The organism is Pseudovibrio axinellae (assembly GCF_900110875.1).
Lineage (GTDB): Bacteria > Pseudomonadota > Alphaproteobacteria > Rhizobiales > Stappiaceae > Pseudovibrio > Pseudovibrio axinellae.
This window is the reverse complement of the sequence record NZ_FOFM01000001.1, coordinates 162,395-179,289: the sequence shown is the minus strand read 5'-3', so window position 1 is coordinate 179,289 and position 16,895 is coordinate 162,395. Positions and strand designations below refer to the sequence as shown.

General features: G+C 49.4%; 11 protein-coding genes. 6 read left to right on the top strand and 5 right to left on the bottom strand.

Annotated elements, in window-relative coordinates; all coding sequences use genetic code 11:
- Window positions 1-221: 221 nt before the first annotated feature.
- A complete protein-coding gene (gene purN, locus BMZ51_RS00780; protein WP_068009544.1) occupies window positions 222-875 on the bottom strand; it encodes a phosphoribosylglycinamide formyltransferase in 654 nt (217 codons plus the stop codon).
- Complete coding sequence (gene purM / locus BMZ51_RS00775; protein WP_068009546.1) at window positions 872-1,957, bottom strand: phosphoribosylformylglycinamidine cyclo-ligase; 1,086 nt, start codon at window positions 1,955-1,957, stop codon at window positions 872-874. The genes purN and purM overlap by 4 nt, the downstream gene beginning before the upstream one ends.
- Window positions 1,958-2,362: 405 nt before the next feature.
- On the opposite strand from purM, the gene BMZ51_RS24450 reads away from it, so the two are divergent.
- The 4 genes from BMZ51_RS24450 to BMZ51_RS00755 all read left to right on the top strand — a co-directional run bounded on the left by BMZ51_RS24450 (window position 2,363) and on the right by BMZ51_RS00755 (window position 8,000).
- Complete coding sequence (locus tag BMZ51_RS24450) at window positions 2,363-3,454, top strand: AI-2E family transporter (RefSeq protein WP_068009547.1); 1,092 nt, start codon at window positions 2,363-2,365, stop codon at window positions 3,452-3,454.
- Window positions 3,451-4,131 carry a P-loop NTPase family protein gene (locus BMZ51_RS24445; protein ID WP_068009549.1) on the top strand — a complete coding sequence of 227 codons (681 nt, stop codon included), beginning with the start codon at window positions 3,451-3,453 and terminating at the stop codon, window positions 4,129-4,131. Before BMZ51_RS24450 ends, BMZ51_RS24445 begins: the two co-directional genes overlap by 4 nt.
- 154 nt (window positions 4,132-4,285) lie before the next feature.
- Window positions 4,286-6,499 (top strand): RNA degradosome polyphosphate kinase, encoded by a 2,214-nt coding sequence (locus BMZ51_RS00760; protein WP_420848504.1) that lies wholly within the window; start codon window positions 4,286-4,288, stop codon window positions 6,497-6,499.
- Complete coding sequence (locus BMZ51_RS00755) at window positions 6,477-8,000, top strand: Ppx/GppA family phosphatase (RefSeq protein ID WP_082825707.1); 1,524 nt, start codon at window positions 6,477-6,479, stop codon at window positions 7,998-8,000. Before BMZ51_RS00760 ends, BMZ51_RS00755 begins: the two co-directional genes overlap by 23 nt.
- 91 nt (window positions 8,001-8,091) lie before the next feature.
- Here the strand turns inward: BMZ51_RS00755 and rnd are convergent, their stop codons facing one another.
- A complete protein-coding gene (gene rnd, locus BMZ51_RS00750) occupies window positions 8,092-9,312 on the bottom strand; it encodes a ribonuclease D (protein ID WP_068009553.1) in 1,221 nt (406 codons plus the stop codon).
- A gap of 296 nt (window positions 9,313-9,608) precedes the next feature.
- Here rnd and aspS point away from each other — a divergent pair, with 296 nt between their 5' ends.
- On the top strand, window positions 9,609-11,396 hold the full coding sequence (aspS, locus tag BMZ51_RS00745) for an aspartate--tRNA ligase (RefSeq protein WP_068009848.1): 1,788 nt from the start codon (window positions 9,609-9,611) through the stop codon (window positions 11,394-11,396).
- 152 nt (window positions 11,397-11,548) lie between these two features.
- Window positions 11,549-13,333, top strand: a complete 1,785-nt coding sequence (locus BMZ51_RS00740; RefSeq protein ID WP_068009555.1) for an ABC transporter ATP-binding protein — start codon at window positions 11,549-11,551, stop codon at window positions 13,331-13,333.
- Between the two features lie 173 nt (window positions 13,334-13,506).
- Here the strand turns inward: BMZ51_RS00740 and BMZ51_RS00735 are convergent, their stop codons facing one another.
- A complete protein-coding gene (locus tag BMZ51_RS00735) occupies window positions 13,507-15,627 on the bottom strand; it encodes a hypothetical protein (protein ID WP_068009556.1) in 2,121 nt (706 codons plus the stop codon).
- A 36-nt stretch (window positions 15,628-15,663) separates the two neighbouring features.
- Window positions 15,664-16,857 (bottom strand): hypothetical protein, encoded by a 1,194-nt coding sequence (locus BMZ51_RS00730; protein ID WP_068009558.1) that lies wholly within the window; start codon window positions 16,855-16,857, stop codon window positions 15,664-15,666.
- Window positions 16,858-16,895: the final 38 nt, after the last annotated feature.

The window sequence follows — 16,895 nt, the reverse complement described above, 5'->3', positions numbered from 1 at the left end:
GTCAATAGTGAAGGTGAGAGAGCGTAGAACACAGTCCCCGAGCGAGGCAGAGCAAAACGACAGCGTGGTACCTTGGGGCCGGTTTCGGCGTGTTTTCAAACCAACGCAGAAAAAACGCAAATCGCGCAAACCAACGCACATAGCAACGCAAACGAAAAAAGGCCGGCAGATACTCTCATCTGCAGGCCTCATTTTATCTCTAAAGAAACGGTCTTATCCTATTAGGAAATAAGGGCTTTACCCTTGGTTTCTGCGCCGTCAATCTTAACGCGGAACCCATCCACATTTGCCTTTCCGCTGGCAACAGCCGCAAGTGCCTTCGGATAGATCTGGTGCTCAATTTCCAAAACACGCGCCGCCAGAGTATCAGGGTTATCCCCGTCAAGAACGGGAACAGCGCCCTGTGCAATGATCGGCCCAACATCCATTTCTGCGGTAACAAAGTGCACTGTCGCCCCATGGATGCGCACGCCTTCGCTTAATGCGCGTTCATGGGTATGCAGGCCAGGGAAGCTTGGCAAAAGAGCAGGGTGGATATTGATCATCCGGCCTTGCCACTGCTGCACAAACCAAGGTGTTAAAAGCCGCAGGAAGCCAGCAAGAACGAGTAAATCAACATTGTGTTCTTTCAGTTTTGCATGAAGATCACGCTCAAAAGCCTCGCGGTCTTTGCCGTAAAGCTTGTGATCCAGCGCAAATGTTGCAAAGCCTTCATCGGCAGCGCTTTCAAGGCCCTTCGCCTCTGGCTTGTTAGAGCCAACCACGACAATTTCCGCTGGATAGTCAGGGGCTTTGGCGGCCTCAATAAGAGACAGCATGTTGGAGCCTCGCCCTGAAATCAAAACACCAACGCGTTTTTTAGGCAGCGTGCTCATTTGGCAAAACCCAGTGCGCCGTCAAACACAACCTGCTCGCCGCCGTCCTTCGCTGCCTCCAGCGTGCCGAGCGTAACAACAGTTTCACCCTCACGCTCAAGCACTTCGCGCACGGCTTCAGCTTGGTCAGCTGCAACAGCAACGACCATCCCGACGCCGCAGTTGAACGTGCGCAGCATCTCAAACTGTGCAATGCCGCCGGTCTGTGCAAGCCAGCCAAAAACAGCAGGTGAGGAGATTGCAGCAAGATCAATGCGTGCAGCCAAACCTTCCGGAAGAACGCGCGGCAGGTTTTCAGGAAGACCACCACCGGTAATGTGAGCAAGAGCTTTGATGCCGCCGGTCTCTTTAATTGCAGCCAGCAAAGGCTTTACATAAATGCGGGTAGGCTCCATGAGCGCTTCACCCAGCGTCTTGCCATCTTCAAATGGGGCAGGATCAGACCATTTCAGGCCGGAAAGCTCAACAATCTTGCGCACAAGCGAAAAGCCGTTGGAATGAACGCCAGAGGATGCGAGGCCGAGCAGAACGTCACCTTCGCCAATGTCCTTTGAAGGCAGAAGCGTTCCCCGTTCGGCCGCGCCCACTGAAAAGCCTGCCAGGTCATAATCGCCTGCCGCATACATACCAGGCATCTCAGCAGTCTCACCACCAATCAGTGCCGCACCAGAGATCTTACAGCCCTCAGCGATGCCTGCCACAACGTCCGTTGCCATATCAACGTCAAGCGCGCCGGTTGCAAAATAATCAAGGAAGAACAAAGGCTCAGCGCCCTGTACGACAAGGTCATTCACACACATGGCCACAAGGTCAATGCCAACACCACTATGGACGTTTGTATCGATTGCGATCTTAAGCTTGGTTCCAACGCCATCATTGGCTGCAACAAGAACAGGGTCTTTAAAGCCAGCCCCTTTAAGGTCAAACAAACCGCCAAAGCCGCCAATGTCACTATCTGCACCTGGACGACGTGTTGCTTTCACCAAAGGGCTGATCCGCTTGACCAGTGCGTTCCCGGCGTCAATGTCGACCCCCGCTTGTGAATAGGTAAGGCCGTTTTTGCCGTTCTGGTCCTGGCTCATGGATACTGCTCCGCATCGTCAAGAGTGTGGCGGCAGGGCCGCCTATGTATTTTGGCGGCATAAAACCAAAACTGTAGGGAATTGCAAGGCCGAAACAGGTGTGAAGGGGCTCTGATATCTTAAAAATATGCTCTGGCCTGTGCAGAACCAACCCTGCCTGCGGGAATAAGGTGCGCTTTGAAAAATCTCGCGTAAGGGGGAAAGATTTTCGACTATCCCCGCACAGCTCGAAAATGCAGGGGCGAAAAGGAAGATTAGCTTCTCTAGCAAACCCAATGCCGCGACTTGACGATATAAGCCTGAGGAAACTACAACCAATCTAAAGTTTGAAAACCACTCTGCAAAAAAGCAGATTGCCAGATTTTAAGAGGCCACCATTTTTAGGCGCCGCTTTGGAGTTATTTTATGAGTACAAACAAACAGTTGTTCTTCTGGCTTCTGTCTTTCGCTGTCTTTGTTCTGTTTCTGATGGTATTCCAGAGCATTCTTTTACCATTCGTCGCTGGCATGGCACTCGCCTATCTGCTCGACCCAATTGCCGATTATCTGGAAACGCATGGGTTTGGCCGGATTTGGGCAACTGTAACCATCCTGCTCATATTCTTAATTCTCTTCATCGCGGTCCTGTTTATCTTAGTGCCCATACTGGCTAAGCAGTTGATATCATTTTTGGATTATATCCCAGAACTTGCCACTAATCTTGAGGCTCTGCTGAGAAAGAACCTCGGTCCACAGCTTGACCGGCTGAACAGTTTGTCTGGTCAGACGAGCAAAATTGACTGGGGATCCTTTGTTGGTCAAGCAGCAAACTTCGTAGGCGGTTTGCTTTCCTCCATCTGGAGTGGTGGTCAAGCTCTTATATCTATCATAGGCTTAGCTGTTGTTACGCCCGTCGTCGCCTTCTATCTGCTGCTCGATTGGGACAGCATGATCGACCGCATCGACAGCTGGCTTCCACGTGATTACAAAAACACAATTCGCACACTCGCCGCAGATATGAACCGAGTTGTTGCAGGCTTCGTACGTGGACAGGTTCTGATGTGTTTGATTCTAGGCACATTTTACGCCCTTGGCCTCCTGGTCGTCGGCCTGAAATTTGGCCTCCTCATCGGTCTGACAGCTGGTTTGGTCAGCTTTATTCCATTTGTAGGAGCTATTGTCGGCTTCAGCCTGTCAATTGGTGTTGCTTTGGTCCAGTTTTGGCCTGACTTTTTCATGATTGGTGCTGTTTTTGCAGTCTTCGCGATTGGTCAATTTCTGGAAGGAAACGTTCTCCAACCCAAACTTTTAGGCGGAAGTGTCGGTCTTCACCCCGTCTGGCTGATGTTTGCACTGTTCGCTTTCGGCTCTTTGATGGGATTTGTGGGGATGTTAATAGCAATTCCGGCCGCAGCAGTGGTTGGGGTACTAGCGCGATTTGCTCTCAGGCAATATCTTGCAAGTTCGCTTTATGCAGGTCACAACAATAATACCAATAAGACGGAAGGACTGGAATGACAGGATCTACAGGGCCACAACAATTGCCTTTGGTCTTGCCCCATGAGGAGGCATTGGGGGTTGATGATTATCTGGTTTCAACGTCAAATCAGGCTGCATTCAATCTAATAACCAATTGGCCGGAATGGCCATCTCCGATTGTTACTTTGCAAGGACCAATTGGATCGGGAAAAACACACCTAGTAAGTGCTTGGCATGAGCTGAGCGGCGCACAGGTCGTGGGTGGCGACGAACTGGAGTTTCTGGACCTGACAGCACTTGCTGAAGCAGGACCAGTCGCAGTGGAGGATCTGCATGACGGATTTGATGAGGCATCCTTGTTTCATCTGTTCAATGCAGTTCGTTTGTCTGGCGGGCATATGCTGATGACCACTCGGGAATGGCCGCATACGTTTGACTTGAAAACCAAAGACTTGGCGTCCCGCTTCCGCGCGGCAACGCCAGTTCAGGTAGAAGAGCCCGATGATATGCTGCTAAGAATGGTCCTGACTAAGCATTTTTCTGATCGTCAGGTAACTGTTGACACCAGTGTGATAGATTATCTTGTGATACGAATTGAGCGGTCACTGGATGCAGCGCGCAATGTGGTAGACATGCTTGATAGGCATGCATTGGCGACAGGTCGGAAAATTTCTCGTGTGATGGCCTCCAAAATATTGGAGAGTATGGGTGAGTGATTATAAAACTTTGTTTTCTCACCCCAATGCAACCTAATGGTTAGAAATAGAAAAATGCCCGCGTAATCGCCCGATACTCTAAGGCAAGGTGAGCCAAAGTAGGCAAACCCGATTAAGGGCTCCGGAGGTAAACGGAATGAGTGAGTTTACGGAAATGAACGCTTTGGAAGATGAGACCACCGACACCGCAGATTTTGAGGTGAACGCAGGGCTGGCTCTGATGCAAAAACCGGAGCGCTTTGTAAATCGTGAGCTCTCTTGGTTGCAATTCAACCGCCGCGTTTTGGAAGAGTCAATGAACCCGAGCCATCCATTGTTGGAGCGGCTCCGGTTCCTTTCGATCTCTGCCAATAACCTTGATGAGTTTTTCATGGTGCGTGTGGCGGGCTTGAGAGGGCAGCAGCGCGCTGACCTCACTACGATTTCAGATGACGGTTTAACGCCATCTGAACAGCTCGAGAAAATCTCTGTTGAAGTGAGTAAACTTCAAAGCGAGCAGCAGTCGCGCTTCCGTCAGTTACGTTCTGAATTAGCTGACGAGGGGATCTTCATCGTTGAAGCGCAGAACATGAGCCAGGCGGAAACAGATTGGTTGGAGGAGTATTTCCTTCAACATATCTTCCCTGTCTTAACGCCTCTGGCGATCGACCCGGCACACCCGTTTCCGTTTATTCCCAATCTGGGCTTTTCGCTCATTCTTGATCTTAGGCCAGTAGATGGCGGCGCAGGCATGACAGCGTTGCTTCGGATGCCGAGTCAGATAGGGCGTTTCGTTGTTTTGCCAACACCGCGAGACGCTGGCCCTAAAGCAACGCGCTTTATTCCGATCGAGACGATTATATCGCTGTTTATAGGTAAACTCTTCCCGGGTTACGAAGTGTTTGGCAAAGGCGCGTTTCGCGTTCTGCGTGATTCTGATTTGGAAATCGAAGAGGAAGCGGAAGATCTGGTGCGCCTGTTTGAGACAGCTCTTAAGCGTCGCCGCCGCGGGTCAGTTATTCGCTTGGAAATTGAAGAAAGCACACCGGAAAGCTTAAGGGCGTTCGTGGCAAACGAGCTTGAAGTGAACGATGAGGAAGTCTTCCTCGCCAATGGTTTGCTTGCGCTTAACGACCTGTCTCAGGCTGTGAACGTAAAGCGTGATGATCTGAAATTTATCCCCTATAGCCCGCGGTACCCGGAACGTATTCGTGAGCATGGCGGAGATTGTTTCGCCGCGATTCAGCAAAAAGATATCCTTGTCCACCATCCATACGAGAGTTTTGATGTGGTGGTGCAGTTCTTGCGTCAGGCCGCACAAGATCCTGATGTGGTTGCCATCAAGCAAACTCTTTACCGTACCTCAAATAACTCGCCGATTGTAAGAGCCCTTGCCGAAGCTGCCGAAGCTGGGAAGTCAGTAACTGCATTGGTAGAGTTGAAGGCGCGCTTTGACGAAGCGGCTAATATCCGGTGGGCGCGAGATCTGGAGCGTGCAGGCGTGCAGGTCGTTTTTGGCTTCTTAGAGCTTAAGACCCATGCAAAAGTGTCCATGGTGGTGCGCCGCGAGCAGGGTGGTTTGAGAACCTATTGTCACTTCGGAACAGGAAACTACCACCCTATTACTGCCCGAATTTACACTGATTTATCATACTTTACAGCAGAACCTGCAATGGCGCGTGACGCAGCAAAAGTGTTCAACTACATCACAGGATATGCGGAGCCAGGAGAGCTTGAGCGACTAACGGTCTCTCCGATGAGCCTGAGAAAACGCATCATTCAGCACACAGAAGAAGAAATTGCCCACACGAAGGCCGGACGCCCTGGTCAAATCTGGATGAAGATGAACTCCCTTGTCGACCCTGGCGTGATTGATGCGCTGTACCGGGCAAGTCAAGCGGGTGTTCAAATCGATTTGGTCGTGCGTGGTATTTGTTGTCTGCGTGCAGGTGTGCCGGGTCTTTCCGACAACATTCGCGCAAAATCTATTGTGGGAAGATTTCTCGAGCACAGCCGCATTTTCTGCTTTGGCAACGGTCATGGGTTGCCCTCAGATGAAGCCCATGTGTATATCTCGTCGGCGGATATGATGCCGCGCAATCTGGATCGCCGGGTCGAAACCCTTGTTCCTGTTAAAACGCCAACAGTGCACAAACAGGTTCTTGATCAGATCATGGTTGCAAATCTTGAAGATAATCAACAAAGCTGGCGTCTGCTTCCAGACGGTAGTCATGAACGCATTGTTGCTGAACCAGATGAAGATCCGTTCAACGCACACAAGTTTTTTATGACGAACCCATCTCTGTCTGGTCGTGGTAGCTCGCTACAGGGTGATAGCCCTAAACTTTTTGTAGAACGGCCAAATAGTGACAGATATCTCGACGAGTGATGAGCCTCGAGGACGATTTACAGATCCAGGACCAATAGCAATCATTGATATTGGTTCTAACTCTGTCCGTCTTGTAATTTACGAAAGACTGGCGCGTAATCCGACAGCGTTATTTAATGAAAAAATCCTGGCAGGACTTGGTCGCGGTGTAGGTGCCACTGGCCGATTGGGCGATGAAAATGTTGATACCGCTCAGCGTGCTTTGGTGCGTTTCCGGCGCGTTTGTGATCATGTTGGCGTCACTGAGCTGCACATCTTGGCAACAGCAGCAGCGCGCGAAGCTGAAAATGGCCCTGCGTTCATCGCTAAGGTAGAGAGCATTTGCCGAGCAAAGGTGCAAATCCTTTCTGGTCGCGATGAAGCCTTCTATTCCGCAATGGGTGTCTTTTCAGGATTTTGGCGTGCTGATGGTCTTGTTGGAGACCTTGGCGGCGGATCATTGGAACTCGTCGATATCAGTGCACATGGAATTGGTGATGGCCGCACATTCCCTCTTGGTGGGATTCGCCTGCAGGAAAGCTCTGATAAAGATCTAGCTTTAGCCAACGAAATCGCACGTGAAGAACTGGATAAAGCGGACTGGCTGGGCAAGGCAAAAAACCGTGATTTTTACGCTATTGGTGGCACATGGCGCTCGCTTGGGCGCTTACATTTGTTTCAACAAGGCTACCCGCTGCATGTGATGCATGATTACACGGTGCCAGCAGAGGTGATGATCGAGTTTTGTGAGCAGATCATACGCGATGACTTGAGCAACGAGCCGTGCATTCAGGTCATCTCCAAGGCTCGGCGTGCACTTTTACCGTACGGTGCAGCCGTGATGCGCCAAACCCTTTTGCATTGCGAAGCCGATAAAGTTGTATTCTCCGCACTTGGTGTGCGTGAAGGTTACCTTTACGACCTGCTTGATGAAGAGGGCAAGAAACAGGACCCGCTCATCACAGCTGCTCATGAACTTGGTGTTCTTCGCTCAAGAGATCCATCCTATTCCGCTGAAGTCGTGGAGTGGAGTGAGCAGGCAATGCGTGTTGCTGGCGTTGACGAAAGTGAAGGCGAGCGCCGCCTCAGGGTTGCTGCCTGTCAGTTGACTGATATTGGCTGGCGTGCTCATCCAGACTACCGAGGCCAGCAGTCACTGAATATTGTCTCAAATGGTGGCTTCGTAGGGATCGACCATGCGGGAAGGGCTTATTTGGCGCTCACCGTGTTCTATCGTTATGAGGGCATCATGGATGATGCTCTGTCCCCGTCGATCCGAAGCCTTTGCAATACGCGTTTGATGAAGTTGGCTCGTATCTTGGGTGCAACCTTGCGGGTTGCCGCACTTATAAGCGCGTCCATGAATGGAGTTTTACTTAAAAGTAAGCTCTCGCTGGTAAACGGCAAGCTGGTCCTGGCTCTTCCGGCAGAACTCGCGGATATGCAGGGTGACCGGTTGACCAAGCGACTCAACCAGCTTGGTAGAGTGATGGATCTAGAAGCTGAAGTCAGGGTGCTCTAAAGAGATACAAATAAGAAAGCCCCGACAAGTTTTGCCGGGGCTTTTCTTATTTTTCAGTTAGTTAAGTTGATATCTGGAATTAACTTCTCAATCAAGATTTGGATTTGCTGCTTTTTCCGCCGCTGCGCCGACGTGAGGTATTTTCCACGCGCTCAACGGGTTCGCCCTGTTCGCAAATGACGACCTGACGACCATTAAAAGCAAGGCCGATTTCACCCCTTTTAAGGCGAAGCGCATCGTCCCCGAACAGTTCTCTGCGCCAGCCTGAGAGGGCCTGCACATCAGCGCCATCAGTCGAAGCGATCTTGTCTAGGTCGTCAACAGTCGCAACAACTTTGGGGGCGACACCGAAGCTTTCGCTTTTCATTTTGAGCAGTACTTTTAGCAAATCAACCGCTGCTGACGCTCCATCAGGAGACGGGCGACCCCTTGGAATCTCCGGAAGCTCGTCTTCTGGAGCCGCCATAGCTCGCTTCACTGCATTCAGAATATCTTCAGCGTGACGGGAGCGCTCAAACCCGCGTGGTATCGTACGAAGGTGCCCCAGCGCTTCGGCAGTTGCTGGCTTTTGAGTTGCAACCTCAAAAATAGCATCGTCTTTGATGACGCGGTTGCGCGGAATATCACGTTTTTGCGCTTCCTGCTCTCGCCAAAATGCCAGCTCTTTCAACACAGCCAAGTCACGCGGTTTACGTACGCGTAGTTTCATTCGCTGCCAAGCTTTTGCAGGATCACTGCGGTAGGTGTCGACAGAAGACAAAGTTGCCATCTCATCTTCTACCCAATGATCGCGGCCTTTTTGCTCTAGCTGCTTCTTAAGGAACAGGTAGACATCACGCAAAAATGTCACGTCCGCCAGCGCATAAGCGAGCTGCTTGTTTGTCAAAGGGCGCCGAGACCAGTCGGTAAATCGAGATGATTTATCAATCTGTTCGCCAGTCACTTTGGAAACCAGCTGATCATAGGAAACGGAATCACCGAAACCGCAAACCATCGCTGCAACCTGACTATCAAACAAAGGCGAGGGCACAAAGCCGCCTAGGTGATAGATTATTTCAATATCTTGCCGTGCTGCATGGAATACTTTCACGATGTCCGTATTGCGCATCAATGCAAAAAAGGGTTCAAGATCCAGATCTTCAGCTAATGCGTCAACCAATACAGCGTAATCTGGATTGGCAATTTGAATGAGGCAGAGTTTTGGCCAGAAGGTTGTCTCCCGCAAAAACTCGGTATCAACTGTTACGAAATCTGAATTAGCAAGCTTTGCACACGCTTGAGCAAGCTCTTGTGTTGTTGTGATCATCTTCATGGTGTCAAAGTCTATAGCGTAAGCGAAGTGGATTGTCCCTATCTAACTTCTCCGTTTTCTCATCAAGTAGTTGTAAAAGCAATTTTCTACGCCCGTTGAACAAATCTCTGTGTGGTCGGGGTCGCGAAAACCACTTAGGTAGAGGAAACTCGGGAAATCTGCGCAAGAAATAGCACCAAGGTCACAGACTTACTTGACTTTGTGAGGCTGGCATGTCTTTTCCAGCCGATGACCTTTTGAATGGGTCAACAAGTTTTCTGAATGATATGATTCACGAGATTACCACTGAGGACGCTATGCATCGTTATCGAAGCCAAACCTGCGGAGAACTGCGGGCAAACAACGTGGGTGAAACCGCTCGCCTTTCTGGCTGGGTACACCGTGTACGCGATCACGGGGGCCTGCTGTTCATCGATCTGCGCGACCACTACGGGTTGACCCAGTGTGTTGTCGATCCTGACTCTCCTGCATTTAAGCTGGCTGAAACCGTTCGTGCTGAATGGTGTATCCGTATCGACGGTGAGGTTAAAACCCGCACAGAAGGTACTGCAAACGAAAATCTAAGCACCGGTGAAATCGAAGTTTTCATCCGCGATATTGAAGTGCTTGGCGCTTCCCAGGAACTTCCAATGCCTGTTTTTGGCGAATTGGAATACCCAGAAGATATCCGTTTGAAATACCGTTTCCTTGACCTGCGTCGCGACACGCTGCATGCAAACTTGATGACACGCACAAAGATCATCAATTCCATGCGTCGTCGTATGAACGAAGCTGAGTTCAACGAATTCCAGACACCAATTCTCACAGCCTCGTCTCCTGAAGGTGCACGTGATTTCTTGGTGCCTTCCCGCATTCACCCTGGCAAGTTTTACGCTCTTCCTCAGGCGCCTCAGCAGTTCAAGCAGCTGCTTATGATGTCTGGTTTTGACAAGTACTTCCAGATCGCACCGTGTTTCCGTGATGAAGACCCACGCGCTGACCGCCTGCCGGGCGAGTTCTACCAGCTCGATGTGGAAATGAGCTTCGTTACTCAGGAAGACGTTCTTCAGACCATGGAACCAGTGATCCGTGGTGTGTTTGAAGAGTTTTCTGAAGGCCAGCGTGTAACTAAGGAATTCCCGCGTATTCCTTACGCTGAATCGATCCGCAAATACGGCTCTGATAAACCGGATCTACGTAACCCGATCGAAATGCAGGAAGTAACAGAGCATTTTGCAGGCTCCGGCTTTAAAGTGTTCGCTCGCATGATCGAAAGCGATCCAAAGGTTCAGGTCTGGGCGATTCCAGCACCTAAGGGCGGTTCTCGCGCATTCTGTGATCGCATGAACTCATGGGCACAGAGCGAAGGCCAACCAGGTCTGGGTTATATCTTCTTCCGTAAAGAAGAAGATACAATCGCAGGTGCTGGCCCGGTTGCAAAGAACATCGGTGCAGAACGCACTGAAGCGCTTCGCAATCAGCTTGGTCTGGATGAAGGCGACGCAGTCTTCTTCGCAGCAGGTGATCCTAAGAAATTTGCTGACTTTGCAGGTAAAGCACGTACGCGTGCAGCGGAAGAGCTGAACCTGATTGACGAAGATCAGTTTGCGCTTTGCTGGATTGTTGACTTCCCAATGTACGAATGGGACGAAGAAAACAAGAAAGTTGACTTCTGTCACAACCCATTCTCCATGCCAGAAGGTGGTATGGACGGACTTAATGATGTCGACCCACTAGAGCTGAATGCTTACCAGTACGACGTGGTTTGTAACGGTTTCGAAATCGGCTCCGGTGCGATCCGTAACCACCAGGTTGAAGTCATGAAGAAAGCGTTCGAGATCGCTGGTTATGACGAAAGCCTTCTGGAAGAGAAATTCGGCGGCATGTACCGCGCATTCCAGTACGGAGCTCCTCCGCACGGTGGTATGGCAGCAGGCGTTGACCGTATCGTGATGCTGCTTGTTGGCGCAAAGAACCTGCGTGAAGTCACGCTGTTCCCAATGAACCAACAGGCTCAGGATCTGATGATGGGTGCTCCGGGAGATGTGTTCCCGGCACAGCTTCGTGATCTGCACATTCGCCTCAATCTGCCAGAAGCTAAATAGCTGACTGCAGATTTGCAGGTATGGCGGTTCACGCTATAATGATATAAATCTTAGGGAGGGCGGTCGTAAATTTACGGTCGCCTTTTCATCTTCTACCGGTGGCAAATTGGGTGATCTTCGCTTGATTTCGCTGGAAAATCTGAGGGTTTTAGGTGTTTGACGCCATAAGCAAAAAGATATTTGCTGATGAGGACGGCGCAGCGAGCGTTATTCGCCGTCTCCTCAAAGAGAACTTCGGTCAGTATCGAAATCAATACATCATCGCATTTGGGTTCATGTTGATTGCAGCGGCAGCCGGAGCTGGCAGCGCAGCGATTATGAAGAACGTGATCAATGAGGTCTTTATCGACCAGAATATCACGATGGTCTACGTGATATCTGGCGCTGTATTTGCCATCTTTTTTGCAAAGGGTGCAGCAACTTACGGTCAAACCGTGGTCTTGAGCCGGATTGGCAACTCAATTGTTGCAAAGCTCCAACGCGAAATGTTCGAAAAGGTCACGCGTCTTGGCGTAAGATATTTTGATCACACGACTTTTGGGGATTTAGCAACGCGCTTTAGTCATAATACCGGTGCAGCGCGCGGCGTAATGGATCTTGTTATCCTTGCTGCGGGGCGCGACGTTATGTCAGTGCTTGGCCTTGTCACCGTGATGGTTTGGCAAAACCCATTGCTTTCCCTTATCGCGCTTACCATCATGCCACCAGCAGTCTATGCTGTCTCCAAGCTGGTACGCCGTGTCAAAAAGATTGCTAAGAGTCAGTTCGTTTCTCAAACCATGATCCTCTCTTTGGTGAAAGAGATGGCCTTGGGTATTCGAGTTGTAAAATCCTTCAATTACGAAACCAATATGCACTCGGCTATGGAATCGGCAGTTTCCGATGTTGAGATGCAGTCAAATAAGATCGCTAAACTCACGGCCCGCACATCTCCGTTGATGGAAACACTCGGCGGTGTCGCAATTGCACTGATCATCTTGTATGGCGGCTATAGTGTGATAGCGCTGGGGCAGGATCCTGGAGCATTTTTTGCGTTTATTACAGCACTGCTATTGGCCTACGAGCCGATAAAACGCCTTGCACGTCTACAAGTGAACCTTAATACAAAACTCGTTGGCGTGCGTTTGATGTACGAGCTTTTGGATATGGAAGAAGCGCACCCAGATAGTGCAAGCAAGCCAAAGATCAATGTGAAAAGTGGTTTGGTTGAATTTAAAGACGTGGAGTTTGACTACGGTGAAACGAAAGCTCTCAACGGTCTTAGCTTTACAGCAAAGGCGGGAGAAGTAACCGCTCTGGTCGGTGCATCTGGTGCTGGTAAGTCCACAGTCTTCTCGTTGATTGAGCGTTTCTATGAGTTCAACAGCGGTAAAATTCAGATTGACGGACAAGATATCCGTGATGTGAGCACTAAAAGCCTGCGTGATAACATCGCTATTGTTACACAAGATACGTTTCTTTTTGATCGAACGATTAAGGAAAATATCCTGATTGGCCGTCCGCACGCCACAGATGAAGAGGTGGTCGAAGCAGCTAAGAATGCGAACGCCCACGAGTTTATCTCCAAAATGGACAAGGGATACGACAACAAAGCCGGTGAGGGTGGTGCGCGACTGTCTGGCGGGCAGCGTCAACGTCTGGCGATCGCCCGCGCAATGCTCTCCAATGCACCTATCCTGTTGCTGGATGAGGCCACTTCTGCTTTGGATGCTGAATCCGAGAACAAAGTACAAGCCGCGCTCGCACGCCTTATGAAAGGGCGGACGACCTTGGCTATTGCGCATCGTCTTGCAACCGTTCGCAATGCCGACACAATCCATGTCCTGTCTCACGGAAAATTACTGGAAAGTGGCACTCATAACCAGCTCTACGAAATGGATGGTTATTACAGGCACCTGTGTGAACTACAATTTACCAACAGTAACGAGCAATCTTAGAGCGTCTTAGGCTGTTCGGTTCGGTAAAGCGGAGTGGTCCAATGATTGATCTCGCATCCCATTAATGCCGAGTAATCAATACGCAGTTTCTGTAGGCCTCTTGATCCTTACCTATAAAAAATCCGCTGTGAGCAAAAACTCACAGCGGATTTTTTCTTTTGTGTTCTTATACCTTATTCAGTGTAGTTCACTGTTGCGCCTAACAATTCAGGCAGCTGCTGAGGGGCAAGAGCAGCCAAGCCACCCAGTTGCATGATTGAGATTTCGTTATCTGGTGCCAACGTAACTTTAATGTTCGTAGGGTTGCCTGCAAAACTTTTTACAGCTTCCGCAAGCTCCTTCATGAATGTAATCTCCGACAGTGGTCCTGCTTGTTGCAAAGTGCCATCCACCATCATAGCAGTCAGCATTTCCGCTGGAACGCCAGACTGTTCAGCTTGCGCGGCCAGTAATTCGCTTACAAGAGGGGATTCCATCACTTCAATCTGAGCACCTTTGAAAGTTGCCAAAGCAACAACAGCTTCCGCGTTGAACGGATTTTCAAAGAGGCTGCGCGGTATGTTACCAAGTTGGATGTCAGCGCGAAGCTTTACGCCACCCTTAAGCTCGAACTCGAATTGCTCGATAGTGAGATCATTGGTATTTTCATCCCAAGCGATTTTGAAGTTCTGATTAAGCGTTACGCGTTCAATTCCCAAACGTCCCAATACAGTCTTAGCAATTGGCTCATCAAGTAACGCTGCATCAAAGCTCAGTGTGTCAATTACATCAGAAATTTGTGTCGGAATAGGCCCGATATGGTTACCCATCTCGATCGTCAGCTCTTTAAGGAAAACTGGCGTAGGCAGATCGCCACCTTGGGCTTCCGCGTTTGTGATAGAGAACTTTTCAATTGTTGGTGCAAGGGCGAGTGCTGCTTGTGGACCAGCTGAAGTATTTTTGCTCGTAGCATAAATTTCCTGCGCGCTCGGCCAAGACACACCGGTTAGTTCAAAGGAGCCAATATCAAAAATGGCATCGTCACCTTCAACTGCGCCATGAAAACCTTCCAATGTGAGGTTGCCAAGTCCAACAAGGCCTAAATCTGATAGTGACAAGGACGCAAGTTTCATTTCAAAACTTGGCGAAATCTCATTCATACGTCTTGCTCGAATAGGGTCCCATGACGTAACGCTGAGATCCTTTAGATCGAAATACCCAATATTGTATGAACCAATGGCACCTAGGAGCTCCACGAATAGGTCATCATGTGCGCCGCTAGGTGAACTTTTTAAGCGTTCAAGGAGCGAGAGTAGTTTAAGGCCATCTCCTCCTTCAATGGAAAGGTCTTTCCCAGAGCTCGAAGCTGCAGATAGTTTTATCAGGCCGATTGGGTCGTAGGACTTCGCCCCATCAACAAGGATTTCCATGTTGATGGCTTCGGAAGAATAACTGCTGATATAGTTGTTGCTAGGGGCTTCAGCTACTTTGAAAAACGCGAGCAGCGGGCGAATGTCGAGATCGTTTATTTTTAGGTTGTCATAGGTTGTTGTTGTCGTGGTCTTTACTTCAGATTTAGGATCGGAAGCAATACCCATACTTGTCGCTACGGACGAATAGCTTTCAAGGCTAATGCTCTGTGTGACGCCGTCTTGGAACGAGCCAGTCTTAAAGCCAGTGAAAACAGTATTATTTCCGAAAGCTTCCGCCATTTTCGATGTGACTGTCATTTCGTCGATTGACGAGCCAGCATAGCTTGAATTTAAGGAAAGGCCGAGCAGCTGCAAGAAAGCCTCTTGGGTCATGCCTTCTTTTAGTGCTGGTCGTTCAGCCCATTCCTCAGCGTAATCTACAACAGAATAACCTGAGATTGCGCCGGAGATGACAGCAACGGTTTCCAGTGAACTAGCCCTGGCGATATCTTCGGGTGCCTCGTCTTCGTCAATAAGACGAATCTCGTATGTGGCATTCGCAACTTTCATTGAGCCGTAGCTGTAAACATCACCGTTTACGGCTGAATCTTCAATGATCATTTTGGGAATGTTGATATCGGCGTAGAAAGACAGGGTTGGCTCACCCTCATCGTTCTTGATGGTAAAAATGCCAGCAACATTATAGTCGCGAAGCTCTGTCGTATCCCCAGTTTCAATAGCTTCTGCATAAGAGGCTTTTTCAAAACCACTTTCCAGATACCAAGCATTATATTTGTCAATGAGGTCTGTCGCAGGGCTTGCGAACGCAGGCTGCACAGCTAAGCCTAAAACAGTGATTGAAGCGGCAAATAAACCCTGCCGCTTTGAGATTTTAAAAGGCATAAAATAGACCTTGTTTGCTAGGGAAAGGGTTCTTGCCTAGTCTATATTTGCTTCAAGGGTAATGCCAAGCAAAGAAACGATAGAAAGTGGAGAAATTGCAGATACCCCAAGAATATGTATCACACTGACTGGTGACTTAGGGGTAGCTTGAACCGTTATATTCTGTGGGTTTTGCAAGAAATTGTAGACCGCTTCGGTAAATTCCAAACTCTTCGCACGGTCAGGTATTCTTCCAAACTGCCTCTCCGCTTGTTCCGTGAGCCTACGTACATAAGCGTCTTGAGACTGATTGTGTTTGCGGGCCTGCTGTTTAAGCAGCTCGTCTAACCCACCATTATTGATAAGCGATAGGCTGAAACTGGATACTGCAGTGTTTTGAAGTTGGTCGAGTGCAATCACATTGTCCTTTGCAGCAAGTTTAGCCATTTGTTTGAGAACCGTTTCTGTTAGTCCTTTAAACTTTGCGGAGAGTTGAGCTGTGAAGAGATCACGCAGAACCAACGATGCACTTTCAACGTTGAGCTGACCAGTGACTCCATTCCATTCCCCCTCAAAAGCAATATCCGCAGTCAATTGTGTGTGCCCCAGTGCGTTGAGCATCTGTTGTTGAGGAGGGCCAAATACCGATTGGTTCAAACTGATCGCGTTCACCTGGATAGCTGCAGATATCGGGAAACCGCCATTAGCCGTGTCAAAAGTCACGGTGACCCGCTCAATGGGCATTGAATGACCACTTGAACGATCCAGGAAGTGTAATTTCAGGATCTCAGCTGATGAATATAGGGAGCTTGTAAGGCCTGAGATTGCATCGCCCTGTGTGGCCGGTTTGGATAAGTAAAGGTCGCTGATGAGGATGCTATCGGCGGAAAAAGCAAATTTGGGCTCGTCAATTTCAAATTTGTAGGCAGCGAAGTCACTTATAAATAGCCGATTATTTGTTTCCATGCTGGCACCCGAAAGAGCCAAGCTTCCGAATTTGAAATGCTTTCTACCATCTGTTTTCAGGTGCCCCTCAAGTCCATCAATCGTCAGAATGTCATCCGTGATGGTAATAGGCCCTATAAAAGTGACTATCAGGCCCTTGTCCTTCAGGCTTTGCAAAAAGGAAAACGCGATTGGATCACTCTGACCAGTTTGGGCAACACTCATGCTGGCATACATAAAAATGGAACACAGGCTCAGTAAAACTAAGCGTAAGCACATACGGTACCTTAGAAAAGGAGTATACATGACTGGCTCCTGATTTGCAGTAATGAGGCATTTTGAAG

What these genes read in the sequence shown, in the direction of transcription:
- purN (WP_068009544.1), bottom strand. Translation starts at nt 875, where the DNA reads ATGAGCACGCTGCCTAAAAAACGCGTTGGTGTTTTGATTTCAGGGCGA.
- BMZ51_RS00760 (WP_420848504.1), top strand. Translation starts at nt 4,286, where the DNA reads ATGAACGCTTTGGAAGATGAGACCACCGACACCGCAGATTTTGAGGTG.
- rnd (WP_068009553.1), bottom strand. Translation starts at nt 9,312, where the DNA reads ATGAAGATGATCACAACAACACAAGAGCTTGCTCAAGCGTGTGCAAAG.
- aspS (WP_068009848.1), top strand. Translation starts at nt 9,609, where the DNA reads ATGCATCGTTATCGAAGCCAAACCTGCGGAGAACTGCGGGCAAACAAC.
- BMZ51_RS24445 (WP_068009549.1), top strand. Translation starts at nt 3,451, where the DNA reads ATGACAGGATCTACAGGGCCACAACAATTGCCTTTGGTCTTGCCCCAT.
- purM (WP_068009546.1), bottom strand. Translation starts at nt 1,957, where the DNA reads ATGAGCCAGGACCAGAACGGCAAAAACGGCCTTACCTATTCACAAGCG.
- BMZ51_RS00735 (WP_068009556.1), bottom strand. Translation starts at nt 15,627, where the DNA reads ATGCCTTTTAAAATCTCAAAGCGGCAGGGTTTATTTGCCGCTTCAATC.
- BMZ51_RS24450 (WP_068009547.1), top strand. Translation starts at nt 2,363, where the DNA reads ATGAGTACAAACAAACAGTTGTTCTTCTGGCTTCTGTCTTTCGCTGTC.
- BMZ51_RS00730 (WP_068009558.1), bottom strand. Translation starts at nt 16,857, where the DNA reads ATGTATACTCCTTTTCTAAGGTACCGTATGTGCTTACGCTTAGTTTTA.